Below are 25824 nucleotides of genomic sequence, written 5' to 3' on the forward strand. Positions count from 1 at the left end.
ATGAAAAATGAAACTAAAACAATACGTTATGTCGCATTTTTAAGAGGAATAAATGTTGGTGGCAATAAAAAAGTGCCAATGGCTATTTTAAAAGAAAGCTTAAAAACTATTGGTTTTAGTAATATTGAAACACTTTTAAATTCTGGCAATATTATTTTTGAAGCACCAAAAGATAGTATTGAAAATCTTGAAGAAAAAATGGCAAATCACTTAGAGCGTGCATTTAGCTTTGCAATACCAACAATAATTAAAACTGCTAAAAGTATTATAGAAATAGTTGAAGCAAATCCTTTTAAAAGCGAAACATTAACCAAAGATTTAAGGTTTTATATTTCCTTTTTAAAAACTAAAACAAACGCTCCATTTCAATTACCATGGCAAAGTGAAGACCAATCGTTTCAAATTTTAAGTTTAAAAGCTAATGCTATTATAAGTTTGCTTGATGTTTCAAAATCTAAAACACCAAAAGCTATGGCTGTTTTAGAAAAAGAATTCAGCAAAAATATAACCACCCGAAATTGGAATACAATTTTAAAAATTGAAAAAAAATTAAATACGTAACTTGTAAAAAAACTAAAATTTTTCACTTATGAAATTAGGCGCATTTTCTGCAAGTCTAGCCGTTAAAGACTTAGTAGCATCCAAAGCATTTTACGAAACTTTAGGTTTTAAAGTATTTGCCGGTAACTTAGAAAACAATTACCTAATCATGAAAAATGAAAACACCTTAATAGGTTTGTTTCAAGGTATGTTTGAAAATAATATTCTAACCTTTAATCCTGGTTGGGACGAGAATGCAAACACGTTAAAGGATTTTGATGATGTTAGAACCATACAAAAACATTTAAAATCTAAAGGTATTGCAATAACTAAAGAAGCAGACGAAAACACATCTGGACCTGCAAGTTTTGTTGTTATGGATCCAGATGGTAATGCCATTTTAGTAGACCAACATATTTAAAATAAATATATTAACAAAAAAAGCGCAATCTATAAATTGCGCTTTTTTTTGTTTTAAAATATAAAAATTGTTGTAGCAAATTCTACATCGCTCCCCATTCTTTTAATGAGTCTTTATTCATTTTTACATAATCTGCATTTTTAGCTTTTTCAGCTCCAGCTAAAGATGCTTTTGCAGCCGCAATAGCTTTTGCTTTATTTCCTGCTTTTGCATGAATTAATGACTGCTGACGTAAATACCAAAAACGAGGATTATCTTTTGTCATATCAATAGCTTTATCAATCCAAGTAACAGCTTTATTAATATCTCCACCAGATTCTAAGTTATAACGTGCAGCAGCAAAATAATCTGCAGCTCCAGGACCATTCATTACTTTATCTATACTAGCAGATACTTTTTTAGCTGTTGGTACTTCAATTTTAACACCTACATATACTTTTTCCCATAATAAACCTAACAAAGCAGAGTCGTTAGTTAAATCATCAAAAGTTATAGTAAATGTTTCAATATTCATAGGCACATCAATAACATCAACATTTACTTTAGCTGCTACTAATTTTTCATCCCAGTTTTGTGGTGTTCCCCAATTATCTGTATTGGCATAAAAAATAACTTCCCATGTTTTAGCTCCTGGCTTTGTAAAAATTGCGTAAGAACCTGCTTTAACAGTTTTTCCTCCAATCACAACATCATCACTAAAAGTGATTTTAGTATTAGCATTAGCTCCTGTTCTCCACATTTTATCGTAAGGTACTAAATCACCAAAAATAGTACGACCTCTCATTCCTGGTCTTGAGTATTCTACTGTAATATCTGTTAAACCTACTTTTTGTTCAACCTTAGAAAACGGACTAGGTTGTGGTGTTTCTATTTGTGCATTTCCAGCAAAAGAGGCTACAAATACTAAAGCAATCATCAATAATTTTTTCATAATATTTTTAATGTGTTAGTGTTAAATTTTCGAAAGTAAATTTACAAATTAGAAAATCTTTAAAACGTTAAGAAAAACTTAAAATAAGTTTGAAGATAATTACTTAACTATTAAATGAAAGTTAATTTTGTTTAACTATTTTAAAAAATGATTAAACATTTTGTATCTTTATGCCACTAATAGAGAAAATTATGGCAAAAAAGAAAAACATTACGCAAAACAATATCACTTCATTTTATATGGATTATGTATTAGAATATGACGAGAAACCTAAATCTGTATACATTTTTGCAAAGCATAATAATTTTGATGAATCTAAATTTTACGAATATTTCACATCATTTGATGCCATAGAAAAACATGTTTTTAAAGCTTTTCATGATAATACAATTGCCGTACTAAATAAAAGTGAAGATTATCATGATTTCGAACCAAGAAACAAGTTATTGAGTTATTACTTTACTTTTTTCGAAAACTTAACAGCAAACAGAAGTTACGTTGTTTATGCATTAAACAAACATAAAAATAACCTTAAAAATTACAGTGTATTAAAAGAATTAAAGCACAGTTTTACTGCTTATATTTCAAACTTAGGTATTGAGTTAATAGATATAAAAGAAGAACGTCTAGATAAAATTCAAAATCGCGGATTAAAAGAAAGTGCTTGGGTACAGCTTTTACTTACAATGAAGTTTTGGATGGATGATACTTCTTCAAGTTTTGAAAAAACAGATGTATTTATAGAAAAATCTGTAAATACCAGTTTTGACGTGCTTAACGTTGCGCCACTTAAAAGTTTAATAGACTTTGGCAAATTTATTTTCAAAGAGAAAGTAAAAATGAATTAATTAAAACAATACACTATTGAAAACGATAGACAAAATACCTACATCTAAAATTCAACGCGCTTCTAAACTTGTACAAACAGGTGCTAAAGTTGGTGTTAATTATCTTAAATACTACGGTGACAAATTAACCAAGACCGAAGATGAAGCAAAGTCTCGACTTAATGAAAATAATGCCGAAGATATTTACGATGGATTAAAAAAAATGAAAGGTAGCGCATTAAAAGTTGCACAAATGCTAAGCATGGAAAAAAGTATTTTACCACAAGCTTATGTAGAAAAATTTTCACTTTCACAGTTTTCTGTACCACCATTATCTGCTCCACTAGTTACAAAAACATTTAAAAAATATTTTGGAAAGTTACCTAGCGAAATCTTTGATAAATTTAATGCAACATCTGTAAATGCTGCAAGTATTGGTCAAGTACATTTAGCCGAAAAAAACGGTAAAAAACTAGCTGTAAAAATTCAATATCCTGGTGTTGCAGAAAGTATTTCTAGCGACTTAGCAATGGTTAAGCCTATTGCCATTCAAATGTTTAATATTAAGGGCAAAGATAGTGACAAATACTTTAAAGAAGTTGAAACTAAACTGGTTGAAGAAACAAATTACATACTAGAAGTTAAACAAAGTAAAGAGATTGCTGCTGCATGTAAACATATTCCAAATTTAAAATTCCCAGATTATTATGAAGCACTTTCTTCTGAAAGAATAATAACAATGGATTGGATGGAAGGCGAACATTTAAGTGAATTTACAGCGTATAATACCAATCAAGAAAAAGCAAATAACATTGGTCAAGCTTTATGGGATTTTTATATGTTTCAAATGCATAAGTTAAAAAAAGTACATGCAGATCCACATCCTGGTAATTTTTTAATTTCTAAAAAAGGCGAATTAATTGCTTTAGATTTTGGTTGTATGAAAACTATACCAGAAGATTTTTACACACCATATTTTGAGCTTGCTAAAAAAGAAAGCATAAATGATCCTAAGATTTTTAACGAGAAAATGTTTCAGTTAGAAATACTTCGTGAAGACGATTCTCCCGAAGAACTAAAATTCTTTTCAGCGTTATTTCACAAAATGTTAAGTCTTTTTACTCAACCATTTCATGTTGATACTTTTGATTTTTCAGATGAAGCTTTTTTTGGAAAAATAACAGCCTTAGGTCAAAAATATAGTAAAAGTACAGAGTTACGTAAAATGAATGGTAATCGTGGTTCTAAACACTTTATATACATTAACCGTACGTTCTTTGGGCTATATAATTTAATGTTCGACTTAAAAGCAAAAAACATTAAAATTAATAATTTTCAAAATTTATAAATGCAGTATTTTAGCTTAAAAGACATTAACGCATTAGAGCATTTATATAAAATAAATCTTATTAATAGTTGCTCTGGATTTAAATCTGCAAACCTTATTGCCACAAAATCTAAAGATGGTATTGAAAATGTTGCAGTATTTAGCTCTGTGACTCATGTAGGCTCAAATCCGCCAATTTTAGGTTTCTTTTGCAGGCCAACAACTGTTTTAAGAAATACGTTTAATAACATACAAGAAACAAAGGAATACACTATAAATCATATTCATGATTTAAATTTTAAAGATGCTCATCATACTTCAGCTAAATATGATGAAACAATTTCTGAGTTCGATAAAACAAATCTTACTCCTGAATATAAAAATGATAGTTTCGCACCATTTGTAAAAAATGCTCCTGTACAACTTAAAATGAAATACGTAGGAAAATACAATATTTCCCAAAATGACACCATATTAGTTTTAGGAGAAATACAAGAAATGTACATTAATAATAGTATTTTAGAGACAGACGGTTTTATTAATTTATCTAAAGCGAATATTGCAGCTATAAATGGTTTAGATGCTTATACTTTTCCAGAATTAAAAGAACGACTACCGTACCAACGACCTAAAAAATAGAACATGAAAATATTAGTTACAGGTGCTACTGGTTACATTGGGAAACGTATTATACCTTTATTAATAGAGCAAGGTCATACTGTAGTTTGTGCGGTACGAGGCAAACTTAGAACCGAAAAAAAATACAACGACGAGCATAATGTACAAGTCATTGAAGTAGATTTTTTAAATAAAAACACTCTTAAAAATATCCCTAAAGATATTGATGCAGCATATTATTTAATTCACTCCATGTCTAACTCTGTTTCTAAGTTTCAAGAAATGGAAAAAGAATGTGCTGTAAATTTTAAATTTGCTGTACAACAAACCCAGTGTAAACAAGTAATTTACCTAAGTGGCATTACAAACGACACAAAATTATCAAAACACTTATTATCTAGACAAAATGTAGAAAAAGCATTACAATCTAGTACATATGCATTAACGGTTTTTAAAGCCGGAATTATTGTCGGTTCTGGAAGCTCATCTTTTGAAATTATTAGAGATTTAGTAGAAAAACTTCCTGTAATGATTGCTCCAAAATGGCTTAACACAAAAACGCAACCTATTGCCATTAGAGATGTGCTTTCATTTTTAACAAAAAGTCTTGGAGACCAACGTTTATATAATACATCTCATGATATTTTTGGGCCAGAAATTTTAACCTATAAAGCGTTATTACTTCGTTTTGCTAAAGCAAGAAACTTAAAAAGAAGCATCATTACAGTTCCTGTGATGACTCCAAATTTATCAAGCTACTGGTTGTATTTTGTAACCTCTACATCATATAAATTAGCAAGAACATTGGTTAATAGTATGGGTGTAGAAATTATTGGTAAGCCTAGTAATATTAATACTTTACTAGACATAAAACCAATAAATTATGATCAAGCCATAAAGTTAGCATTCAAAAAAATAGAGCAAAATAGTATTCTCTCAAGCTGGAAAGATGCTTTGGTAAGTAGTCGCCAAAAAAAACGCGTTTCTACAAAGTACATTAATGTTCCAGAGTATGGTTGCTTTAAAGATATTAAAGAGCGAAAAGTTAAAAATGAAGAAAGAACTTTTGCCAAAATTTGTGCTATTGGAGGCGAAAATGGTTGGTATTATGGTAATACCTTATGGAAAATTAGAGGCTATCTAGATAAGCTTTTTGGAGGAATTGGACTAAGACGCGGTCGCACAAATAAACATACAATAAAAACTGGTGATGCTTTAGACTTTTGGCGTGTATTACTCGCAGATCCAGAGCATAAAAGATTACTTCTTTTTGCCGAAATGAAACTTCCCGGAGAAGCTTGGTTAGAGTTTAAAGTTGAAAATGGAAAAGTATTCCAAAGAGCTATTTTTAGACCAAAAGGATTAGCCGGAAGACTATACTGGTATAGCGTTTTACCGTTTCATGGCTTAATTTTTAATGGCATGATTAATAAACTTGCCAATGCCTAAATCAATAAAAAAACAAAATTTACCTACAAAAATTTGTAAAACCTGCAAGCTTCCCTTTAGCTGGCGAAAAAAATGGAAAACAAATTGGAACGATGTAAAATACTGCAGTAAAAAATGCCGAATAAACAAAATAAAACCAGTTTAGTCTGGTTTAAAAACGACTTAAGGATTAATGATAACGCAACACTTTTAAACGCTGTAAACGAAAGTGAAACCGTTATCGCTATCTACTGTTTTGATAACAGGTATTTTAAAAAAGATAAATTCGGCTTTAAAAAAACCGAAAAATTTAGAGCCAAATTTTTAATAGAAACAGTAACCGATTTAAAATTCCAACTACTAGGGTTAAACATCCCTTTGTTTGTGTATTGTGATTATACAGAAAATAGTATAGAAATACTTCAAAACACTTATGGTTTTGATGCTTTGTACCTTCAAAAAGAATGGACTACAGAAGAAAATAAGATCTTAGATTTAGTTAAAAAGAAACTAAACCCAAATGTAAAAATTCATGAAGAATACAATCAATTTTTATTTCACCCTGAAGATTTAAATTTTAATGTTGAATCTTTACCTTCAGTTTTTACCGATTTTAGAAAAAATCTTGAAAAAAATATTTTAGTTAGAACTTTACTTCCTACTGCAAATCCGGCAAACAGTAGTTATACATTTAAAAACGAAACAAGAGTACCTACATTAAAAGATTTAGGTTTTAGTGATTTTAAAATTCATAATCAATCTGCCTTTCCTTTTAAAGGTGGTGAAACCGAAGCTTTAAAAAGATTAGAAAATTATTTTTTTCAAGAAAAAAAACTTGGCTTTTATAAAAAAACAAGAAACGGATTAATTGGCACAGATTATAGCTCTAAACTTTCTGCCTGGCTGGCAAATGGAAGTATTAGTGCAAAAACCATTTATTGGAAAGTAAAAGAATTCGAAACACTTCATTTTAAAAACCAATCTACATATTGGTTAATTTTCGAACTCATTTGGAGAGATTATTTTAAGTATGTATCTAAAAAAAACAACAATAAAATATTTAAAATTGGCGGTATTTTAGATAAAACGTATCAATGGAAAGATAATAAAGATGCCGTAAATAAATGGATTAATGGTGAAACAAACGAGCCTTTTGTAAATGCAAACATGAACGAATTAAATAAAACTGGCTGGATGAGTAATCGTGGCAGACAAAATGTTGCTAGTTATTTTGCAAAAGAACTCCTACTCGACTGGCGCATTGGTGCTGCTTATTTTGAGTCTTTATTAATAGATTACGATGTGCATAGTAATTACGGGAACTGGATGTATGTTTCTGGCGTTGGTAATGATCCAAGAAATAGAAAATTTAATATAAAATTACAAGCAGAACGCTACGATGCTAACGGTAAATACCAACGCATATGGCTACAAAACACTTTATTTTAAATTATTTTGAAAACACTTAGACTCATACTTGGCGATCAATTAAACAGCAAACACTCTTGGTACAAAGAAGACCAATCTAATTACATATATTGTTTATTTGAAATGCGTCAAGAAACAAATTATGTAAAGCATCACATACAAAAAATAATAGGTTTTTTTGCAGCCATGCGAGACTTTAAAACAGTTTTAGAACAAAATAACTGTAAGGTAATTTATTACACATTAGACCATAAAAATAATACTCAAAATCTAGTTGAAAATTTAAAATATTTAATTAAAAAACACAATATAGAAGCGTTTGAATATCAAGAACCAGATGAATATAGACTTGATAAACAATTAGTAGAGTTTTGTGAAGAATTAAATATAAATACTAAAGCTGTTAGTACAGAACATTTTTATACCAACCGTAAAGACTTAGCATTATTTTTTAAAGGTAAAAAACAATGGTTAATGGAAAGTTTTTATAGAGATATGCGAAAAAAACATAACATTTTATTAGTCGCTAACCAACCAGAAGGCGGCAAATGGAATTATGATAAAAGCAATAGAAATAAATGGAATGAAAACACAAGCATTCCTAAGTATAAATCTTATAAAAACAACGTAGTAGATATAGTAAATTTAATAGAGTCTCAAAACATAGAAACCATTGGTAAGTTTAATACCGAGTATTTTGAATACCCCATAAATAGATCTCAAGCTTTAAATCAACTAAAATACTTTTGCGAGCATTTACTAAAACACTTTGGCGATTACCAAGATGCAATGCACACAAATCAAGCTTATTTGTACCATTCTAGGCTATCCATTGCTTTAAATAGTAAAATTATTTCTCCAAATGCAGTAATTACAACCGTTTTAAACTATTGGAGAACTCACGGTAAGCATATAAGTATCTCTCAAGTTGAAGGTTTTATTAGGCAAATTATTGGCTGGAGAGAATATATGCGCGGTATGTATTGGGCTTTAATGCCAGATTATAAATTGTTAAATACTTTAGAAAACCATAACAAACTTCCTGAGTTTTATTGGACAGGAAAAACAAAAATGAATTGCCTTAAAACTTCTATAGAAAACACTTTAAATAATGGATATGCTCACCATATTCAACGTTTAATGATTACTGGAAATTTTGCCTTATTAACGCAAATAAATCCAGACGAAGTCGATGCTTGGTATTTAGGTATATATGTAGATGCTATAGAATGGGTTCAATTACCAAATACTAGAGGCATGAGCCAATTTGCAGATGGCGGAAAAATAGCAACAAAACCTTATGTTTCTAGTGGTAGTTACATAAACAAAATGAGTAACTATTGTAAAAATTGTACTTATAATAATAGAGAAAAAACAAGCGATAATGCTTGCCCATTTAATAGTTTGTATTGGAACTTTTTAGACGACAAAAGAGAAATGCTTAGCGCAAATTTTAGAATGAAAATGATGTATAGCTTGCTCGATAAAATGAAGCCCGAAGATTTAAATAAAATAAAAAAAAGAGCTTCAAAAATAATTAGTAATCCTGATAACTTTTAAAACAAATCACTAGTTACTAATATTTTTGTTAATTTTTGTTTAATTAAAACTCAAAAACATTAAACATTTTGTATTTTTGAAATCATAGAGCAAACCTTTATTATATGATTTTAAATACAACACATACTAACAAAGAAAACAAAAGACTTTTAATAGATGTTGTTGGTAAACCTTTTAGTTTCAGGCAAATTATCAAATTAAAAGGTGTAGGTTCTAAACGAATGATAATAGAAAATGTTAGTCCAAATATTGCACAATATCTCAATAAAATTTCAGATGTAAATTATGCTAATATAGAATTAAGACCAAAAGGAATTTTAATTCATATAAATAAAGGACTAAAAAACTTTACTTGGGCAATACCATATTACCAACTTGTAATTTATAAAACAAATGGTTCTAGCATTCATGCTCAAGGAAAATTTATTCATTTTAGAAACAATAAAACTTTAAAGGAAAACAAAGGTTTTTTTAATAAATTAATGAATCAAAAAATAAAATTCGATGAACAATATAATTTCCAAACCTAATGCGGTTTTTACTATAGAAGATATAGATAGAATTATAGAAATGGCTTGGGAAGATAGAACACCTTTTGATGCTATTACATTTCAATTTGGCATAAAAGAACAAGAAGTTATTGAGTTAATGAGGCGAGAAATGAAACCTAGTAGTTTTAGATTATGGCGCGCTAGAGTTCAAGGTAGAAAAACCAAACACGCAAAAAATAGAAATTTTCAGGAAGGAAGATTTAAATGTTCTAGACAAAAACAAATTACACATAATAAAATAAGTAAAAGGTAACTAGCGCTTTTGCATTACATTAAACAAATTTAAAATGAAAAATATACTTATAATTGGCGGAAGCAAAGGCATTGGAAACGCCATAGTAAAACAACTAATAGATACTAATAATATTATAAATATTAGTCGCTCTACTCCTGCTTTATCTCATAAAAATTTAAGACATATAAGTGCAGATGTTTTAGAAGATGAACTTCCAAAAATTGAAGCCATAGACACCTTAATTTATTGTCCTGGAAGTATAAATTTAAAACCAATTTCTAGGTTAAGCTTAGATGATTTTAAAGCAGATTTCGACATTAATGTTTTAGGCGCTGTAAAAAGCATACAACATTATCTACCAATTTTAAAAAAAGGAAATAAGCCATCAATACTACTATTTAGTACCGTAGCAACGGCATTAGGTATGCCTTATCATGCCAGTGTTGCCGCTTCTAAAGCTGCTGTAGAAGGTTTAACAAAATCTCTTGGCGCAGAGTTAGCACCAACTATAAGAGTTAATGCCATTGCACCAACAGTTACAGATACAGATTTAGCTTCAAAATTATTGCGCAATGAAAAAATGATTGACAATATGAATGAACGTCACCCATTAAAAAAATTCTTGCAACCAGACGAAATAGCAGAAATGGCAAGTTTTTTAATATCAAACAAAGCTGCATCAATTTCTGGTCAAATTTTTAAAATGGATTGTGGTATTGTTAGTTTTAAAATTTAATAAAACAACAATCTTTTAAATAAATAGTACTCAAAATATTAATATGAAAATATACCGTTTACATAAAAAACAAAACTTACCAATAAGCAAATCTCAAGCCTGGGAGTTTTTATCAAGTCCTAAAAACTTAAAAACAATAACTCCAGATTATATGGGTTTCAATATTCTTTCTGGCGGAGACAAACCAATGTTTGCAGGACAAATAATACAATATATAGTAACACCAGTTTTAGGTATTAAAACAAAATGGGTAACAGAAATTACACATGTTGTAGACGGCGAATATTTTGTAGACGAACAACGTTTTGGTCCATATGCTTTATGGCATCACAAACATTTTATTAAAGAAATAGATGGTGGCGTTGAAATGGAAGATATAATAGATTACAAATTACCTATGGGTTTTCTAGGGCAATTAGTTCATCCTATTTTAGTAAAACCTAAATTAGAAGAAATATTTAATTATAGAACAAATAAGCTAGAAGAATTATTTGGCAAATATTAAACTATGAGTAAAACTGTAAACATTTTTTGGTTTCGTAGAGATTTAAGATTAGATGATAATGTTGGTTTTTTTGAAGCACTAAAAGCCGAACATCCCGTACTGCCAATTTTTATTTTTGATTCTGAAATATTAGATGAATTACCAGAAAACGATGCCCGTGTAAGTTTTATTTTTGAAACATTGCAAAACATGAGGCAAACATTACAAGATGAAAATAATAGCAGTCTAGCGATGTTTTACGGTAAACCAATAGATATTTATAAGTCTTTAATTAAAGATTATAACATTAATACTGTTTACACCAATCATGATTATGAGCCATACGCAAAAGAAAGAGATAGTGAAATACAATCGTTTTTAGAAGAAAATAAAATTAACTTTAAAACTTATAAAGATCAGGTAATTTTTGAAAAAAACGAAGTAGTAAAAGACGACGGTAAACCTTATGTAGTATACACTCCATACATGAAAAAATGGAAATCTAAATTTAAAGATTATGATTTAAAAATTTACTATACCAATACATTTTTAAATAATTTAATTGAAAATACAAGGCTACCTAATTTAAGTTTAAGCGATATAGGTTTTAAAAAATCTAGTCAGGATATTAAAGACTATACTGTAACTCCTACTTTGATACGAGATTATGAAGCTACAAGAAATTTTCCAGCCAAAGATACCACTTCACGTTTAGGTCCGCATTTAAGATTTGGCACTGTAAGCATTAGAAAAATGGTAAAAAAAGCAACTGCAGAAAATAACGAGATTTTCTGGCAGGAACTTATATGGAGAGAATTTTTCATGCAAATTTTATGGCATTTTCCAGACACACATAAAGATGCATTTAAAGCTAAATACGATAATATTAAATGGCGAAACAATAATAAAGAATTTAAAGCTTGGTGCGATGGAAAAACTGGCTATCCTTTAGTAGATGCTGGAATGAGACAATTAAATCAAACCGGCTTTATGCATAATCGTGTACGCATGCTAGTTGGCAGTTTTTTATGTAAACACTTACTTATAGATTGGAGAAAAGGCGAAGCTTATTTTGCCCAAAAACTTCATGATTACGATATGGCTAGTAATGTAGGTAATTGGCAATGGGTTGCTGGATCTGGAGTAGATGCATCTCCATATTTTAGAATATTTAATCCTACTACGCAAATAGATAAGTTTGATAAGGACAAAAAATATATAAAACAATGGATTCCAGAATTTGGTACAGATAAATACCCAGAAAAAATTGTAGACCATAAAGAAGCTAGAGAACGCTGTTTAAAAGTTTACAAAGACGCTGTAGCATAAATAATAATTTCTTAACTTATTCATTATTAGTTTTTTGTATATTTATAAACCAACCAAAAAACAAATAGTATGAATACACAAGATGTTGCTAACCAATGGAAAACTATGTGCGAACAAGGTAAAAACCTTGAATGTATTGAACAATTATATGCAGAAAATATTGTAAGCAGAGAAATGCCTGGAATGCCAAACGAAGTTACTACTGGTAAACAAAATGTTTGGAATAAAAGTAAAGCATGGGAAGATAGCGTAGAAAGTGTTCACGCTAGTGAAATTGGAGAACCTGTAGTTGCAGGTAATTTTTTTACTGCCAAAATGGGTTTTGATTGTACTTTTAAAGAAGGCGGCAGACAGAAAATGGAAGAAGTTTGTGTTTATGAGGTAAAAGATGGTAAAATTACCAGTGAACAATATTTTTATAGTATGCCATAATAAAAAAAGCTTCAGTTTAAACTGAAGCTTTTTTTATATAATTATTTAAAATTATTAACTATCAACTCTTGTAATTTTAGCGCCAATACGCTGTAATCGTTTTACAATATGTTGGTAACCTCTATCTATTTGTTCAATATTATGTATTGTAGATGTTCCTTTGGCAGATAATGCAGCAATTAAAAGAGAAATACCTGCACGAATATCTGGCGACGTCATGGTTGTTGCTTTTAATTGAGATTTAAAATCATGACCAATTATTGTTGCTCTATGTGGATCACAAAGTATAATTTTTGCACCCATATCAATTACTTTATCTACAAAAAATAAACGGCTTTCAAACATTTTTTGGTGTACTAAAACTTCTCCTTTTGCTTGTGTTGCTACTACCAGTACTATACTTAATAAATCTGGTGTAAATCCTGGCCAAGGCGCATCGGCTATGGTTAAAATAGAACCATCAATGTAATTTTGTATTTCGTAACCATCTGTATGTTTAGGTATAAAAATATCGTCACCACGTCTTTCAACAGTAATTCCTAATTTTCTAAATACGTTTGGTATTTGTCCTAAATCATCCCAGCTAACATTTTTTATTGTTAGTTCACTTTTAGTCATAGCAGCTAAACCTATCCAGCTTCCTATTTCTATCATATCTGGAAGCATGGTATGCTCTGTTCCGCCTAAAGTATCAACACCTTCAATGGTTAATAAATTAGAACCAACACCAGAGATTTTTGCTCCCATACGGTTTAACATCTTACATAATTGTTGTAAGTATGGCTCGCAGGCTGCATTATATATAGTAGTGGTTCCTTTTGCTAAAACAGCAGCCATTACTATGTTTGCTGTTCCTGTTACAGAAGCTTCGTCAAGTAACATATCTGTACCAACTAACTGCTCTGCTTCTACTCCATAAAAATAATCTTCACGATTATATCTAAATTTAGCTCCAAGGTTAATAAAGCCTTCAAAATGGGTATCTAAACGCCTTCTTCCTATTTTATCACCTCCTGGTTTTGGTATATAACCTTTACCAAATCTTGCTAGTAATGGTCCAACAATCATTATAGAACCTCTTAAACCGCGACCTTCTTCTTTAAATTTTGCAGATTCTAAATAATCTAAGTTTAAATCATCTGCTTGAAAAGAGTAAGTACCTTCATTAAGTTTTTCTACTTTTACTCCTAAATTACTTAATAATACAATTAACTTATTAATATCAATTATATCTGGAATATTGTTTATAGTAACTTTTTCTGGAGTTAATAAAACTGCACATAATATTTGTAATGCTTCGTTTTTTGCGCCTTGTGGTTGTATTTCGCCTTGTAATTGGTGACCACCTTCAATAATAAATGTACCCATTTGCTATTTTAGTATCTTTTTTTTCCTCGGTTGTTATTATTTTTCTTTGTACCCTTTTTATTATTTGAATACTTCTTTTTAGAGTTAGATTTTAATAAACTTGCCGCATCTGTTAAATCTTCTTTAGAGCCTTTTAAGTTTATTTCACCTTTAGATAATTCGTATAGGTGATTAAAAATCACTTCATCTTCTACGGTGTCTTTATTCCAATTTAAAAAACACTTTTTCATATGATTTGCAATAGTGAAAACTAAGGCTTCTTTTAAATCGCCTTCTTCCCAAGATACAGCAACATCAATCATTGTTTTAATATTATTTCCGTAGAAACGATATTTTGGAAAATTTTGAGGGTATTCTAAAGGTTCTGGTCGTTCTTCTAAAAGTTCTTTAGAGGGTTTTTCGTATGGAGAATCAACATCTAATTTAAAATTAGACATGATAAAAAGTTGATCCCAAAGCTTATGCTGAAAATCTGGAACATCTCGTAAATGTGGTTGTAAATTACCCATTACAGATATAATGGCTTTTGCTACCTTATTACGTTCTTCTTTAGTTTCTTGCTCTATGGCGTAATTTACCATTTTTTGAACGTGGCGTCCATATTCTGGAATTATTAAATGCTCTCGCTCTGTATTATATTCTATATCGTCTATCAAAATAAAAAATGTGTAGTAATTATAAAGTGCAATTGTAGTTTGTATTGCTTTCGCAAAATACAAAAGAAATTAGAGTTTTTGCCAAATAAAAGTGAAAATTATAGAGAAATTACACCTTCAATTTTATCGGCGACTTCTTTATATTTTTCTATAACTGCATCGGGATTTTTCATTCTAACATTTATTGAAACGCTAGTATACTTACCATTACTAGACTCTTTTGTTTTTATTACAGCTCCTAAATGATTAAAAATGGCTTCAATTTTAGCTATTTTATTATTTTGAGATTTTATTATAAACTTATACAAGTACTCTGCAGGCCAAAGCGTAGTATCTTGCAATTGAGTTTTTAATTTTGCATAAAATGCTTCAGGATTTTGTTCTTTATTCATAGTATTATTTATAAGCTACAAAGATAAGTTATACTTTCGATTTTTTTTATATCAATTTTATTGCGAATTTTACAATCTAAACTATACCTTAATTGAATACAAAAACAATAGTAATTACCGGCGGTCCTGGAAGCGGGAAAACTTCTGTTATTAACGAGTTAACAAACAGACATTTTACATGCTTCGAAGAAATTTCTAGACAAATAACTCTTAAAGCCAGAGAAGATGGCATAGAGCAATTATTTTTAACTAACCCTTTACAGTTTAGCGAATTATTGTTAGATGGACGCATAAAACAATACAACAAAGCTATTGAAAGTAATAATGAGTTTGTTTTTTTAGATCGCGGTATTCCAGATATTCCTGCTTATATGGATTTTAAAGGTGATGAGTATCCAGATGTATTTAATGATGCTTGTTTAAAAAATAAATATGACGCTGTATTTATTTTAGCACCTTGGCAAGAAATTTTTACTAGCGATAGTGAACGGTATGAAAATTTTGATCAAGCTATTGAGATTCATGAAAAATTAGTTGAAACTTATACTAATTGTGGTTACGATTTAATTGATGTTCCTTTTGGTTCTATTGAAGCTAGAACAGAACATATTATTAATATAGTAAAGGCGTTGTAATGCAACATCCAATAGACATATTAGAACGCTATTGGAATTTTACTTCATTTAGACCACTACAAGAAAATATTATAAATGCTGTATTACAAGGCGAAGACACCTTTGCTTTATTACCTACTGGCGGTGGAAAATCTGTATGTTTTCAAGTGCCTGCTTTAGTAAAAGATGGTATTTGTATTGTTATTTCTCCTTTGGTTGCACTAATGAAAGACCAAGTGCAAGCCTTACAAGCTAAAGGCATTAAAGCAATGGCATTAACCAGTGGCATAACTTATAACCAATTAGACACACTATTAGATAACTGTATTTACGGAAATTATAAGTTTTTATACCTCTCGCCAGAACGTTTACAACAAGACATTGTTCAAGCTCGTATAAGACAAATGAATGTTAACTTAATTGCTGTAGATGAAGCACATTGTATTAGCCAATGGGGAAACGACTTTAGACCAAGTTATAAAAACATTACCAAACTTAGAGAATTACAACCTACCGTAAACGTTATTGCTTTAACAGCTAGTGCAACCCCAAATGTGGTCGAAGATATTGTAAAAGAATTAGATTTTATAAGTCCTAAAATATTTAAACAATCCTTTTTGCGAAACAACCTATCTTATATGGTTTTTCATGAAGATGATAAATATTACAGACTAGAAGCTATTTTAAAAAAGAATCCAGAATCATCAATTATTTATGTTAGAAACCGAAAAGCAACTTTAGAAATAAGTTCTTTTTTAAAAAGTAGAGGATTTAGTTCTTCATATTTTCATGGCGGACTAACAAATATTGAAAAAGATGAAGCGCTTGATAATTGGATGCAAAACCGAAAACAAGTTATGGTTGCAACCAATGCCTTTGGTATGGGTATTGACAAAGCAGATGTTAAAACTGTAATACATTTAAACCTACCCGAAAGTTTAGAAAGTTACTTTCAAGAAGCTGGTAGAGCCGGAAGAAATGGCAATAAAGCCTTTGCTGTAATATTAAAGAATAATAGTGACGAAACACTTGTAAAAAATCAATTTTTAAATGTGTTACCCACAGTAGATTTTATAAAAACGGTTTACAGAAAACTTAGTAGTTATTTTCAAGTCTCTTATGGCGAAGGTGTAGATTTAACTTTCGACTTTAATTTTAATGCCTTTTGTAAAGCTTATAATTTTAATCCACTTCTTACCTATAATGCCTTATTACTATTAGATAGAACAAGTATTATTAATCTTTCAAAACAATTTAATCAAAAATTATTGGTTCAATTTATAGTTAGTAATGCCGCTTTATTCAATTTTTTAGAAACACATAAAGAGGTAAACATTATTGTAAAATCTATACTACGCTCTTATGGTGGTATTTTTGAACAAGAGACAAAAGTAAACTCTAATTTAATTGCAGATAAGGCTTCTGTTAAAGAAGATGTGGTTTTTGCTGTATTACAAAAATTAGAGAAAGCTGAAATTATAACTTTAAAAAATTCTAAAACCGATGCACAAATCACCTATTTACAACCTAGAGAAGATGATAAAACAATAAATAGAATAGCCAATATAATTAGACAACAAAACCAATTAAAAGAAAAACAAATACAATCCGTTTTAAACTATATAAATAATGATGACCTTTGTAAAAGCATGCAATTGCTTAGTTATTTTGGTGAAACAGATATTAAACCATGTGGTATTTGTTCGGTTTGCATTAAAAATAAACCACAACAGCAAGTTGATTTAAAAATGGTTAAGCAAATAATAATAAAAGCCTTAGAACACGAAGAGTTATCATCTAGAGCATTATTTGAGCGTACCAATATTGCCGAGTCTCAAATACAAAATGCTTTACAAGAATTTTTAGAACAAGGCATTATTAAAATTACAGATACAAATACTTATAAATTAGCACATATATAATGAGTAATAAAAAGGGATTAAAAATTGTATTTATGGGCACTCCAGATTTTGCAGTGACTATTTTAAATAAATTATTAGAACAAGAATATAATATTGTAGGCGTTATTACAGCTCCAGATAAGCCAGCTGGACGCGGAAGAAAATTAAATAAAAGTGCCGTCAAAGAATTTGCAGAAAGTAAAGGTTTAAACATACTACAACCCACAAATTTAAAAAGTGAAGACTTTATTAAAGAACTAAGAAACCTAAATGCTAACTTACAAATAGTTGTCGCTTTTAGAATGTTACCAAAAGTAGTATGGCAAATGCCAGAACTTGGTACATTTAATCTTCATGCCTCTTTATTACCAAATTATAGAGGTGCAGCACCAATAAATTGGGCTATAATTAATGGAGAAACAAAAACAGGTGTATCAACATTTTTTATTGATGAAAAGATAGACACAGGAGAAATGATACTTCAAGAAGAAGTTAAAATTGAAAGTGATGAAAACGCAGGAAGCCTTCACGATAAGTTAATGCATCTAGGAAGCGAACTAGTTATTAATACCGTAAAACTTATTGAAAACGGTAACGTAAAAACCACACCACAACCAGAAAATGCCATTTCTAAAACAGCTTATAAATTAAATAAAGACAATTGCAAAATTAATTGGGAAGCCAATATTAATACTATATATAATAAAATTAGAGGTCTGAGTCCATATCCTGCTGCATGGTGTAAATTACAAAACGGAGATGATGTTATAGATATTAAAATTTATAGTGCAAAAAAAGAAATAGCAACACACCAATTTGAAACAGGTTTAATAATTTCAACAAAAAAAGAAGTAAAAGTAGCTGTAAAAGAAGGTTACATTGAGATAATAGATATTAAACTTCCAGGAAAACGAACTATGGATATAAAATCGCTTTTAAATGGATATACTTTTGAAAAAGACTCTAAAATGCTCTAAAGCCTTGTGTTTATTGATAAAGCGAAAAAAGCAATAAAAAACAGTTGCTTTATTAACAAATGCGTGAAGTTATTAACAAATTAAGGTTTTTCCCTTGCTATTACTTGCATAGTAGCATAATCCGTATAAATTTGTAGAGGATTTAACAATAAAATTTGTTACCAACTATTTATTAATAATTAAAATTAAAATTATGAACAAAACAGATTTAATCGATGCTATGGCAGAACACGCAGGAATTACTAAAGCAGCTTCTAAGAAAGCTTTAGAATGTGCGTTAATTGAAATTGAAGGCGCTTTACAAAAAGGTGACAGAGTTTCATTAGTAGGTTTTGGATCTTGGTCAGTATCAAAAAGAGCTGCTAGAGACGGAAGAAACCCTCAAACAGGAAAAACAATAAAAATCAAAGCTAAAAACGTAGTTAAGTTTAAAGCTGGTTCTGATTTAGCAAATGCAGTAAACTAATATTTACTACATCATAAATACAAAAAGCCTTCTGTTAAAGAAGGCTTTTTTCTTTTTAAACCAATTATAAACCATGGAAACTGTTGTTTTTTATAAAAATAAAGTATACATTTATTATGTAAATTTCTTTTTTTATGATTTTAACTAAACCAACTAAAGGAGATTTGTTAGTCGCAGAACCATCAATAATAGGAGATTTATCGTTTAACCGCTCTATTGTTTTATTAACAGATCACTCCAATGAAGGCTCTATAGGTTTTATATTAAACAAACCTTTAGATTATACTATTAGTGACCTTATACCAGAGATAGAAACTCCGTTTAAGGTATATAATGGTGGTCCTGTTGAACAGGATAATTTATACTTTATCCATAAGGTACCACATTTAATACCAAACAGTATAGAAATATCTTTAGGTATTTATTGGGGTGGCGATTTTAGTGAAGTTTCAAAGCTAATAACCGAAAATAAAATAAGCGAAAAAGATATAAAATTCTTTTTAGGTTATTCTGGTTGGGAATGCAACCAATTAGAAGAAGAATTAAAATCTAATGCTTGGGTAGTTACTAAAAACATTCATAAAAAAGCTATAATTGAAAAAGATTACGAGTTTTTCTGGAAAGAAAAAATGGTTGAACTTGGTGGTAATTATAGTATATGGTCTAACGCTCCAGAAAACCCAAGCTACAATTAAGCACCTAACTTAATCTTACCTTTACATTTAATTTTTGAAGTAATAGCTTAGCTACTTCGTTACCAAATTTCTTTTTTCTGTATTTACTTATTGGCTGGATTCCTGTAATTACATTTGTAATAAATAATTCATCTGCTTTTTGTAACTCAAATGGCGAAATTGAAGCTTCTTCTACAGTATACTCTGGTAAAAGCTCTAAAATATTAAGTATTTGAAGTCTCATAATACCTTTTAAACAACCATCTGCCAAAGGTGGCGTTTTTATGGTTTTTCCTTTTACCAAAAACAAGTTACCATTAAGCGCTTCAACAACACTTTTATTGGTATTTAAAAGTAAACAATTATCTAAATCGTTTTCTTTAGCATAAATATTACCAACAACATTTATTGCTTTATTATTAGATTTTAAAGTAGAAAGTAATCCTGGAGCAACGTAAAAATCCTTAAATAAATCTACTTCGTAATGTGTTTCATCTAATAAATAAAAATCTGTTTCTAATTTTTTAACCGAAATTATAAAACTCACCTCTTTATTTGTTGGTAAATATAAACCACCAACATTTCTATGTACTTGTATTTTTGCTCTGGCCGAAGCATTTTCTAAACTATTTGCACTAACTGTTTTATTTAGCTCTTCTTCAAAAAACTCCATAGTGTAATGCATAGGAATTTCCATACGCATAATACGCATTGATGCCATTAACCTAAAATAGTGGTCTTCAAGAAATAATATTTTTCCATGAGAAACCTTTATCGTTTCAAAAAGAGCATCACCATAGCTGTATCCTCTATTTTCTGGAGTTAAAATTTGATTGTTTTCTGTAATATTTCCGTTAACATTTATCATAAAAAAAGCGCTGAATTTCTTCAGCGCAAATATAAGTTTTATAAATGTATTTGTTTAGGCAGAACCTAAAACTTGTTTTAAATCTGAAATTTGATTTTCCCATAACATTTTACTTTCTTCTACTTCATCTTCTTCTGCAAAATCTGTAATCATTATAGAAACATCCTTAGTAATTTCGTCTACTTGAATTCTAATTTCAAAATAATATGGTTCATCTTCATCGTCAATCCATCTAAATTTTATGCGTTCTCCACTTTTTTTAGTTAAAAGTTTCGCTTGCTCTTCTGCTCCATCCCAAATGAATTTAAACAGTTCACCACGAGAGTTTACATTATCTGCATACCATTCAGACAATCCTGAAGGTGTTGATATATATTGATAAAGTAATGAAGGTGAGGCGTGTATAGGAAATTCTAATTCGTATTTGATTTTTTCGTTCATTTGATTGGTTGTGTAAAAATATTATTTTGCTCAATATATACATTAATTAATAAGTTGAGAAATTTTTAAATAATTATTTTATTTCAGAATAATGTTTGCTAACAATCAATTTGTTTATATATTTGCAGCCACAAATAAATGGCGAGGTAGCTCAGTTGGTTAGAGCGTCGGATTCATAACCCGGAGGCCGCGGGATCGTGCCCCGCTCTCGCTACTAAGTAAATAGTATGAAAATAAACGGTTTAGCCTTTCTAAACCGTTTTTTTTATGCTTAATTTTAAACAAGTAATTACTTTTGCATACGATTATGAATACGAAAATGCATACGATTTGACAAAGAAAAAAAATTTTTCTGCTCCTAAAATTTATGATGCCAATGGAGATTTATCTAAAAGATGGTATGTTTATTTTTCTTTTAGACATCCTGAAACAGGTAAATTAAAAAGAGTAACACCTTACTATGGAAATGCAAATACCTTCACAACTAAAGAAGATCGTTTGCAAGTTTTAATACAATATCGAAAAGTACTTTTAAAAATATTAAATCAAGGTTATAGTCCGTTTGAGGATAATACAGAAATTCATAATAAAATAATTAATGCCAAAAAGGTTGCTAGTTCAATTCCTGCACAACCTATAACACCAGAACCTAAAATTGTTATCCCAACAACTCCTATTGTTGAAACTAAAAATGAACCTGAAATTGAGCCTGTTGAGGAAACAATTGAAGAACCTAAACTAAAAATTGACGAAGCTTTTAATTTTGCTATAAATTTTAAAAAACAAATTGTTAGCGTTACCACTTTTAGAAGTTATAAGAATAGAGTTGATTTTTTCTTGAATTGGATATATAACAATCGTCCAGAAATTAAAACAATAGATGATTTAACGAAAAAGCATCTTTTAGATTTTTTAAATGATGTGTTATATAAAACAAGTGCTAGAAATAGAAATAACTATAGAACCGAGTTGAGCAGTATTATACAGGTTTTAGAAGATAATGAAATTATTACTACAAACTTTGTAAAGAAAATACCTATTTTAAAATCTACACCTAATAGAAATAAAACGTATTCACAGAAACAACAAGAGGCTATATTTAACCACCTGCGAGAAACTGACAAAGTTTTACTATTATACATTAAGTTTATTGCCTTTAATTTTTTAAGACCTTTAGAGGTGTGTAGGATTAAGATTAAAGATATTAATATAGAGAATAGAACAGTTCAATTTAAAGCTAAAAATAGCCCATTAAAAACAAAGATAATTCCTGAAATTTTGTGGAATGAGTTACCAGATCTTACGCAGTATAAGCCAGATGATTATTTATTTGCAGGAGATATAATTGGAGGACCTTGGGAAACGCAGCTTAATAACAAACGCGACTTTTATTCTAAACGATTTAAAAGAAACGTTAAGGAGAAATTTAATTTAGGAATTAATTACGGGCTTTATAGTTTTAGGCACACTTACATTACTAAACTTTATAGAGGTTTAGTTAAAACATCATCACCGTTTGAAGCTAAAAGTAAATTAATGTTAATTACAGGACATTCAACGATGTCTGCTCTAGAAAAATATTTACGTGATATTGATGCAGAGCTTCCTGCTGATTATTCTGAACTTTTAAAAAATAAAAATGACTAGTAAAGAATTACAAGACTTACATTCTAGATTAGTTATAAAACTTTGGAATAACTTTTTCTTTTTTATTCCTATAGAAATATTTGATTTAGAATTATTAGAAGAAACTCCTTTCAAAGATTATAAAGAGATACTCTTTAATAAACTATCGGTAATTGATTTTGAATATGGCGCATTTTACTATGATCCCGAAATTGATAATATTCGATATGTAAAAAAAACTAAAGAATTAAATGAACTAACCTTTGAATTAATTGAAGAGAAAAATAAGCTGAAAGATTATGAGTTTTCTTTTTTAATAGATAAATATTTTGAACAAACTGAATGTGTACTACACATTTCTAACTGGCTAAACAATAACATTAATTGCATTCAAGAGATTACACCATCAATTACTGGCTTATTTAAAATTCAACTTTTTCTATACAAGAAACATTTAAATGAAATAATTAAACAATTTTATCCTGATAGGAAAAAGATAGCATTTAATAATCACCATACACTTAGAATAATTGAGTCTAATTTCGAAACATTTCAGAAACCATTAAACCTAAGTCCTTTACCAAAACTAAACAGAAATTTAAAAGACAACAATAAAAAGGAACCAACTGAAATAAAAGCTGAACAATCTCCTGTTGAAAAAACTAATAAACAGAAAAAAGTAAAGAAAAAGCCTTTAGTAACTGAAGAAGAAGCTAGAAAAATGATACTGAAATCTATTTTTAATATTGATGAATAAATATTATATTTAGCGTCAAACAAACGTTAGTTTGACGCTAAATTATATTTTTATGAAACTTTACACCTGCAAATATTGTTATAAAGAATTTGAACCAACCCGTAGAAGAGTGCAACAGTATTGTAGTAATACTTGCAGATCTAAAGCACACCACAAACGTAAATCTGAAAATAACAAAATCACTACAAATAATAAACTTTCTACAACACCACCTTTACCTTCTACTCCATCTAAAACTAAAATTGACTCAATGAGCACATCTGGGATTGGCAATGCTGCAATTGGTAATTTAATAGCAGATGGAATAAAATCTATTGCTACTTCTAATAAAAACAAGCCTGCTACTAAAGGCGATTTAGATGCATTAAAAAACTTACTTACTTCTAGATATTTACCTATTAATAACATGCAAATTGATCAATTTGGTAATAGGCCTTACTATGATATTGAAACTAAAAGTGTTGTTTATTTGAAAGGGTGATAATTTTACAAATACAAGTAAAAAATTTTAGAATAATTAATCTTCATTTAGTTTTATTATTGAAATTAATTCATCAATTCGTTCCGGCTCTCCTATTTCTTCAAAAAATATTTCTACTAAGCGAGGTGGAAATTGTTTTATTTTTTCATAAGGTAGTTCTACTGTTTCAAAATAATCTTGAGCTTGCGGAATTTCAACAAACATAGTAGCTATTTTTTTATGATATAACCCTGATAAATCTGCTAATTGTTGTTTACTAATTGGCTCAACCAAATAATGTCTAGAATCTTGCCATTTTGTAATATAAGCTAGAAGTATCTTACCCATTTTAGCCTCTTTTGGTAACTCTAAATAATTTTTAAAATTCTTCTTAAAAGTATTTCTAGTTGTATTAAATAAGCTGTAAATTTCTTCTTGACTAATTTTTATATTTACATTACTATCAAAAAGGTTTGCTAAATCTTGATTAGTTAACGTTTTATATGGCGTTTCTTTTAAATCTATCCAATTTGAAATATGCATAACATATACTAACCAACGTCTAGATGATTTAAAACTATCACTACATAAATAACCAGTTAACACATTACATAGATGCCAAAAATCTTTCCATTTATGACCTTTAGGAGTTATAGCCATCAATAACTCAGCCCATTGATTTAACTTTTCTTTTGGCATCTATATAATAAATTACAATCTTACTTTTTAGAACTTCTATTAGGGTTTAATTGCGCACCTCTATTACCATGTACTTTACTATTAGCGTTATTACTACCAGATGTACCTTTGTTTGGATTAGATTGATTTGCTTTGTGATTGTTTTGATTACTCATAATATTTAGTTTTTAAATTAATAATAATACAAAACTACACCACTAATATTTGCTGTTTCTAGATACTGACAGTTAAATCTTATTACTTTCTTTTCAACTCATCTAAAGTCTTCCCATCTTTATCTTTCCATTTAGTCCAACCATTAGTAGAACGCCCTAAAATGGTTGCTGCAGCAGCACTTGGTGAGTTAAATATATAATCTTGTTGCAAAACATAAACTTGGTTTTCTTCCTTAAGAATTTCATCATCTAACAAACGTCTACGTAGAACACCAATCCATTTTGTTATACTATTAGTTTCTTCTATACTGGACGTACTTCCCTTGTAAACTAAAAAGCCATCATCTGTTAATTCTCCTTTTGCTAAAGCTCCTTTGCCTTGACAATAAAACAACTCTTTGTTACTTTTTGCTTTTCGTTTTTCTTCAAAAATGGGATAACCCAAAGTTGCTAATAATATCTTGGCAGTATCAAAATTATCTAACAAATCATATTCTCTACTTTCGCTTATAGATGGCTTTTTAGAACCTGTATCATTATCGGTAATATATCGACCAATTTCTTTGGCTTTAGCTAAACAATAATGCTCTAAATACTTTCCATCTGTTTTAGTGTACTCGTCTGTTTTGGTGGTGATGATTACACAATGTGTCCAAAAATCCTTTTTACGATTGTGCGACTGTATACGTGTAAAACAATCTTCTCCTTCTCCAATATAAACTAATGATTTTGCACCATCTTCTGTGTTACCAAATAAAAAGTAAACACCAGTAAAATGTACCATCTCACGTTTGGCAACTTCTTGTAGTTTATTTCTAGGAAACAAAATAGCCTTCACCAATCTATTAGTGAGTTCTGCTTCACGAATACTGGTAGGTGAACCGTCTGGTAAAAATATCTGTATGGTTTGTGGTCTAGTCATT

The 25824-nt window shown here is 29.4% G+C and carries 32 protein-coding genes and 1 tRNA gene; 24 read left to right on the forward strand and 9 right to left on the reverse strand.

The window, feature by feature from the left end; genetic code table 11:
• Positions 1–561: a DUF1697 domain-containing protein gene (locus BM549_RS01910; protein ID WP_290468713.1), complete on the forward strand. Its 561-nt coding sequence runs from the start codon at positions 1–3 to the stop codon at positions 559–561.
• A 28-nt stretch (positions 562–589) separates the two neighbouring features.
• A complete protein-coding gene (locus BM549_RS01915) occupies positions 590–961 on the forward strand; it encodes a VOC family protein (RefSeq protein WP_290468714.1) in 372 nt (123 codons plus the stop codon).
• A gap of 82 nt (positions 962–1043) precedes the next feature.
• Here the strand turns inward: BM549_RS01915 and BM549_RS01920 are convergent, their stop codons facing one another.
• Positions 1044–1892: a DUF2911 domain-containing protein gene (locus BM549_RS01920; protein ID WP_290468715.1), complete on the reverse strand. Its 849-nt coding sequence runs from the start codon at positions 1890–1892 to the stop codon at positions 1044–1046.
• Positions 1893–2083: 191 nt separating this feature from the next.
• Between BM549_RS01920 and BM549_RS01925 the strand changes: the two genes are divergently transcribed.
• The 13 genes from BM549_RS01925 to BM549_RS01985 all read left to right on the forward strand — a co-directional run bounded on the left by BM549_RS01925 (position 2084) and on the right by BM549_RS01985 (position 12847).
• Complete coding sequence (locus BM549_RS01925; protein WP_290468716.1) at positions 2084–2740, forward strand: TetR family transcriptional regulator C-terminal domain-containing protein; 657 nt, start codon at positions 2084–2086, stop codon at positions 2738–2740.
• 16 nt (positions 2741–2756) lie between these two features.
• Entirely contained in the window at positions 2757–4067 is a 1311-nt protein-coding gene (locus BM549_RS01930) for an AarF/UbiB family protein (RefSeq protein ID WP_290468717.1), read from the forward strand.
• A complete protein-coding gene (locus BM549_RS01935) occupies positions 4068–4685 on the forward strand; it encodes a flavin reductase (protein WP_290468718.1) in 618 nt (205 codons plus the stop codon).
• 3 nt (positions 4686–4688) lie between these two features.
• Entirely contained in the window at positions 4689–6113 is a 1425-nt protein-coding gene (locus BM549_RS01940; RefSeq protein ID WP_290468719.1) for an SDR family oxidoreductase, read from the forward strand.
• 4 nt (positions 6114–6117) lie between these two features.
• Entirely contained in the window at positions 6118–6258 is a 141-nt protein-coding gene (locus BM549_RS01945) for a DUF2256 domain-containing protein (RefSeq protein WP_290468773.1), read from the forward strand.
• On the forward strand, positions 6228–7541 hold the full coding sequence (locus tag BM549_RS01950) for a DASH family cryptochrome (RefSeq protein WP_290468720.1): 1314 nt from the start codon (positions 6228–6230) through the stop codon (positions 7539–7541). Before BM549_RS01945 ends, BM549_RS01950 begins: the two co-directional genes overlap by 31 nt.
• A gap of 6 nt (positions 7542–7547) precedes the next feature.
• Positions 7548–9080 carry a cryptochrome/photolyase family protein gene (locus BM549_RS01955; protein ID WP_290468721.1) on the forward strand — a complete coding sequence of 511 codons (1533 nt, stop codon included), beginning with the start codon at positions 7548–7550 and terminating at the stop codon, positions 9078–9080.
• Positions 9081–9184: 104 nt separating this feature from the next.
• Positions 9185–9610, forward strand: a complete 426-nt coding sequence (locus BM549_RS01960; protein WP_290468722.1) for a hypothetical protein — start codon at positions 9185–9187, stop codon at positions 9608–9610.
• Entirely contained in the window at positions 9585–9884 is a 300-nt protein-coding gene (locus BM549_RS01965; RefSeq protein WP_290468723.1) for a TIGR03643 family protein, read from the forward strand. The genes BM549_RS01960 and BM549_RS01965 overlap by 26 nt, the downstream gene beginning before the upstream one ends.
• A 34-nt stretch (positions 9885–9918) precedes the next feature.
• The gene (locus BM549_RS01970; protein ID WP_290468724.1) at positions 9919–10602 is read left to right on the forward strand and encodes an SDR family NAD(P)-dependent oxidoreductase; all 684 of its coding nucleotides are present in this window, start codon (positions 9919–9921) and stop codon (positions 10600–10602) included.
• 43 nt (positions 10603–10645) lie between these two features.
• Positions 10646–11107 (forward strand): SRPBCC family protein, encoded by a 462-nt coding sequence (locus BM549_RS01975; RefSeq protein WP_290468725.1) that lies wholly within the window; start codon positions 10646–10648, stop codon positions 11105–11107.
• 3 nt (positions 11108–11110) lie between these two features.
• Entirely contained in the window at positions 11111–12415 is a 1305-nt protein-coding gene (locus BM549_RS01980; protein WP_290468726.1) for a deoxyribodipyrimidine photo-lyase, read from the forward strand.
• A gap of 69 nt (positions 12416–12484) precedes the next feature.
• Positions 12485–12847 carry a nuclear transport factor 2 family protein gene (locus tag BM549_RS01985; RefSeq protein WP_013870781.1) on the forward strand — a complete coding sequence of 121 codons (363 nt, stop codon included), beginning with the start codon at positions 12485–12487 and terminating at the stop codon, positions 12845–12847.
• A gap of 54 nt (positions 12848–12901) precedes the next feature.
• Here BM549_RS01985 and murA read toward each other — a convergent pair whose 3' ends face one another.
• The 3 genes from murA to BM549_RS02000 all read right to left on the reverse strand — a co-directional run bounded on the left by murA (position 12902) and on the right by BM549_RS02000 (position 15263).
• The gene (gene murA / locus BM549_RS01990; protein WP_290468727.1) at positions 12902–14215 is read right to left on the reverse strand and encodes a UDP-N-acetylglucosamine 1-carboxyvinyltransferase; all 1314 of its coding nucleotides are present in this window, start codon (positions 14213–14215) and stop codon (positions 12902–12904) included.
• A gap of 8 nt (positions 14216–14223) precedes the next feature.
• Positions 14224–14871: a DUF4290 domain-containing protein gene (locus BM549_RS01995; protein WP_290468728.1), complete on the reverse strand. Its 648-nt coding sequence runs from the start codon at positions 14869–14871 to the stop codon at positions 14224–14226.
• A 98-nt stretch (positions 14872–14969) separates the two neighbouring features.
• Entirely contained in the window at positions 14970–15263 is a 294-nt protein-coding gene (locus tag BM549_RS02000; RefSeq protein ID WP_290468729.1) for a DUF493 family protein, read from the reverse strand.
• Positions 15264–15355: 92 nt separating this feature from the next.
• Between BM549_RS02000 and BM549_RS02005 the strand changes: the two genes are divergently transcribed.
• The 5 genes from BM549_RS02005 (at position 15356) to BM549_RS02025 (ending at position 19916) form a co-directional block, all read left to right on the forward strand.
• Complete coding sequence (locus BM549_RS02005) at positions 15356–15898, forward strand: ATP-binding protein (protein WP_290468730.1); 543 nt, start codon at positions 15356–15358, stop codon at positions 15896–15898.
• Positions 15898–17799 carry an ATP-dependent DNA helicase RecQ gene (locus tag BM549_RS02010; protein WP_290468731.1) on the forward strand — a complete coding sequence of 634 codons (1902 nt, stop codon included), beginning with the start codon at positions 15898–15900 and terminating at the stop codon, positions 17797–17799. The genes BM549_RS02005 and BM549_RS02010 overlap by 1 nt, the downstream gene beginning before the upstream one ends.
• A complete protein-coding gene (fmt, locus tag BM549_RS02015) occupies positions 17799–18755 on the forward strand; it encodes a methionyl-tRNA formyltransferase (protein ID WP_290468732.1) in 957 nt (318 codons plus the stop codon). The genes BM549_RS02010 and fmt overlap by 1 nt, the downstream gene beginning before the upstream one ends.
• Positions 18756–18948: 193 nt before the next feature.
• On the forward strand, positions 18949–19221 hold the full coding sequence (locus BM549_RS02020; protein ID WP_013870774.1) for an HU family DNA-binding protein: 273 nt from the start codon (positions 18949–18951) through the stop codon (positions 19219–19221).
• A gap of 134 nt (positions 19222–19355) precedes the next feature.
• A complete protein-coding gene (locus BM549_RS02025; protein ID WP_290468733.1) occupies positions 19356–19916 on the forward strand; it encodes a YqgE/AlgH family protein in 561 nt (186 codons plus the stop codon).
• Positions 19917–19920: 4 nt separating this feature from the next.
• On the opposite strand, the gene BM549_RS02030 is transcribed toward BM549_RS02025, so the two are convergent.
• Both BM549_RS02030 and BM549_RS02035 read right to left on the reverse strand, forming a co-directional pair.
• Positions 19921–20763 carry an aminotransferase class IV gene (locus tag BM549_RS02030; protein WP_290468734.1) on the reverse strand — a complete coding sequence of 281 codons (843 nt, stop codon included), beginning with the start codon at positions 20761–20763 and terminating at the stop codon, positions 19921–19923.
• 54 nt (positions 20764–20817) lie between these two features.
• Positions 20818–21204, reverse strand: coding sequence for an START-like domain-containing protein (locus BM549_RS02035; RefSeq protein WP_041301477.1), 387 nt, complete (start codon positions 21202–21204; stop codon positions 20818–20820).
• A gap of 140 nt (positions 21205–21344) precedes the next feature.
• Between BM549_RS02035 and BM549_RS02040 the strand changes: the two genes are divergently transcribed.
• The 4 genes from BM549_RS02040 (at position 21345) to BM549_RS02055 (ending at position 24068) form a co-directional block, all read left to right on the forward strand.
• Positions 21345–21418 (forward strand) — tRNA-Met (locus BM549_RS02040).
• A gap of 53 nt (positions 21419–21471) precedes the next feature.
• On the forward strand, positions 21472–22851 hold the full coding sequence (locus BM549_RS02045) for a site-specific integrase (RefSeq protein WP_290468735.1): 1380 nt from the start codon (positions 21472–21474) through the stop codon (positions 22849–22851).
• Complete coding sequence (locus BM549_RS02050) at positions 22844–23587, forward strand: hypothetical protein (protein ID WP_290468736.1); 744 nt, start codon at positions 22844–22846, stop codon at positions 23585–23587. The genes BM549_RS02045 and BM549_RS02050 overlap by 8 nt, the downstream gene beginning before the upstream one ends.
• A gap of 52 nt (positions 23588–23639) precedes the next feature.
• Positions 23640–24068, forward strand: coding sequence for a hypothetical protein (locus BM549_RS02055; protein ID WP_290468737.1), 429 nt, complete (start codon positions 23640–23642; stop codon positions 24066–24068).
• Positions 24069–24104: 36 nt separating this feature from the next.
• Here the strand turns inward: BM549_RS02055 and BM549_RS02060 are convergent, their stop codons facing one another.
• The 3 genes from BM549_RS02060 to BM549_RS02070 all read right to left on the reverse strand — a co-directional run bounded on the left by BM549_RS02060 (position 24105) and on the right by BM549_RS02070 (position 25823).
• Complete coding sequence (locus BM549_RS02060; RefSeq protein ID WP_290468738.1) at positions 24105–24746, reverse strand: hypothetical protein; 642 nt, start codon at positions 24744–24746, stop codon at positions 24105–24107.
• Between the two features lie 20 nt (positions 24747–24766).
• Positions 24767–24901, reverse strand: a complete 135-nt coding sequence (locus tag BM549_RS02065) for a hypothetical protein (RefSeq protein ID WP_290468739.1) — start codon at positions 24899–24901, stop codon at positions 24767–24769.
• 82 nt (positions 24902–24983) lie between these two features.
• Positions 24984–25823, reverse strand: a complete 840-nt coding sequence (locus BM549_RS02070) for a GIY-YIG nuclease family protein (RefSeq protein WP_290468740.1) — start codon at positions 25821–25823, stop codon at positions 24984–24986.
• Position 25824 lies beyond the last annotated feature (1 nt).

It is taken from the genome of Lacinutrix sp. MedPE-SW (genome assembly GCF_001874145.1).
Classification (GTDB): Bacteria; Bacteroidota; Bacteroidia; order Flavobacteriales; family Flavobacteriaceae; genus Lacinutrix.

What these genes read in the sequence shown, in the direction of transcription:
- BM549_RS01910 (WP_290468713.1), top strand. Translation starts at nt 1, where the DNA reads ATGAAAAATGAAACTAAAACAATACGTTATGTCGCATTTTTAAGAGGA.
- BM549_RS01915 (WP_290468714.1), top strand. Translation starts at nt 590, where the DNA reads ATGAAATTAGGCGCATTTTCTGCAAGTCTAGCCGTTAAAGACTTAGTA.
- BM549_RS01920 (WP_290468715.1), bottom strand. Translation starts at nt 1,892, where the DNA reads ATGAAAAAATTATTGATGATTGCTTTAGTATTTGTAGCCTCTTTTGCT.
- BM549_RS01925 (WP_290468716.1), top strand. Translation starts at nt 2,084, where the DNA reads ATGGCAAAAAAGAAAAACATTACGCAAAACAATATCACTTCATTTTAT.
- BM549_RS01935 (WP_290468718.1), top strand. Translation starts at nt 4,068, where the DNA reads ATGCAGTATTTTAGCTTAAAAGACATTAACGCATTAGAGCATTTATAT.
- BM549_RS01940 (WP_290468719.1), top strand. Translation starts at nt 4,689, where the DNA reads ATGAAAATATTAGTTACAGGTGCTACTGGTTACATTGGGAAACGTATT.
- BM549_RS01950 (WP_290468720.1), top strand. Translation starts at nt 6,228, where the DNA reads ATGCCGAATAAACAAAATAAAACCAGTTTAGTCTGGTTTAAAAACGAC.
- BM549_RS01960 (WP_290468722.1), top strand. Translation starts at nt 9,185, where the DNA reads ATGATTTTAAATACAACACATACTAACAAAGAAAACAAAAGACTTTTA.
- BM549_RS01965 (WP_290468723.1), top strand. Translation starts at nt 9,585, where the DNA reads ATGAACAATATAATTTCCAAACCTAATGCGGTTTTTACTATAGAAGAT.
- BM549_RS01970 (WP_290468724.1), top strand. Translation starts at nt 9,919, where the DNA reads ATGAAAAATATACTTATAATTGGCGGAAGCAAAGGCATTGGAAACGCC.
- BM549_RS01975 (WP_290468725.1), top strand. Translation starts at nt 10,646, where the DNA reads ATGAAAATATACCGTTTACATAAAAAACAAAACTTACCAATAAGCAAA.
- BM549_RS01980 (WP_290468726.1), top strand. Translation starts at nt 11,111, where the DNA reads ATGAGTAAAACTGTAAACATTTTTTGGTTTCGTAGAGATTTAAGATTA.
- BM549_RS01985 (WP_013870781.1), top strand. Translation starts at nt 12,485, where the DNA reads ATGAATACACAAGATGTTGCTAACCAATGGAAAACTATGTGCGAACAA.
- murA (WP_290468727.1), bottom strand. Translation starts at nt 14,215, where the DNA reads ATGGGTACATTTATTATTGAAGGTGGTCACCAATTACAAGGCGAAATA.
- BM549_RS02000 (WP_290468729.1), bottom strand. Translation starts at nt 15,263, where the DNA reads ATGAATAAAGAACAAAATCCTGAAGCATTTTATGCAAAATTAAAAACT.
- BM549_RS02010 (WP_290468731.1), top strand. Translation starts at nt 15,898, where the DNA reads ATGCAACATCCAATAGACATATTAGAACGCTATTGGAATTTTACTTCA.
- fmt (WP_290468732.1), top strand. Translation starts at nt 17,799, where the DNA reads ATGAGTAATAAAAAGGGATTAAAAATTGTATTTATGGGCACTCCAGAT.
- BM549_RS02020 (WP_013870774.1), top strand. Translation starts at nt 18,949, where the DNA reads ATGAACAAAACAGATTTAATCGATGCTATGGCAGAACACGCAGGAATT.
- BM549_RS02025 (WP_290468733.1), top strand. Translation starts at nt 19,356, where the DNA reads ATGATTTTAACTAAACCAACTAAAGGAGATTTGTTAGTCGCAGAACCA.
- BM549_RS02030 (WP_290468734.1), bottom strand. Translation starts at nt 20,763, where the DNA reads ATGATAAATGTTAACGGAAATATTACAGAAAACAATCAAATTTTAACT.
- BM549_RS02035 (WP_041301477.1), bottom strand. Translation starts at nt 21,204, where the DNA reads ATGAACGAAAAAATCAAATACGAATTAGAATTTCCTATACACGCCTCA.
- BM549_RS02045 (WP_290468735.1), top strand. Translation starts at nt 21,472, where the DNA reads ATGCTTAATTTTAAACAAGTAATTACTTTTGCATACGATTATGAATAC.
- BM549_RS02050 (WP_290468736.1), top strand. Translation starts at nt 22,844, where the DNA reads ATGACTAGTAAAGAATTACAAGACTTACATTCTAGATTAGTTATAAAA.
- BM549_RS02055 (WP_290468737.1), top strand. Translation starts at nt 23,640, where the DNA reads ATGAAACTTTACACCTGCAAATATTGTTATAAAGAATTTGAACCAACC.
- BM549_RS02060 (WP_290468738.1), bottom strand. Translation starts at nt 24,746, where the DNA reads ATGCCAAAAGAAAAGTTAAATCAATGGGCTGAGTTATTGATGGCTATA.
- BM549_RS02065 (WP_290468739.1), bottom strand. Translation starts at nt 24,901, where the DNA reads ATGAGTAATCAAAACAATCACAAAGCAAATCAATCTAATCCAAACAAA.
- BM549_RS02070 (WP_290468740.1), bottom strand. Translation starts at nt 25,823, where the DNA reads ATGACTAGACCACAAACCATACAGATATTTTTACCAGACGGTTCACCT.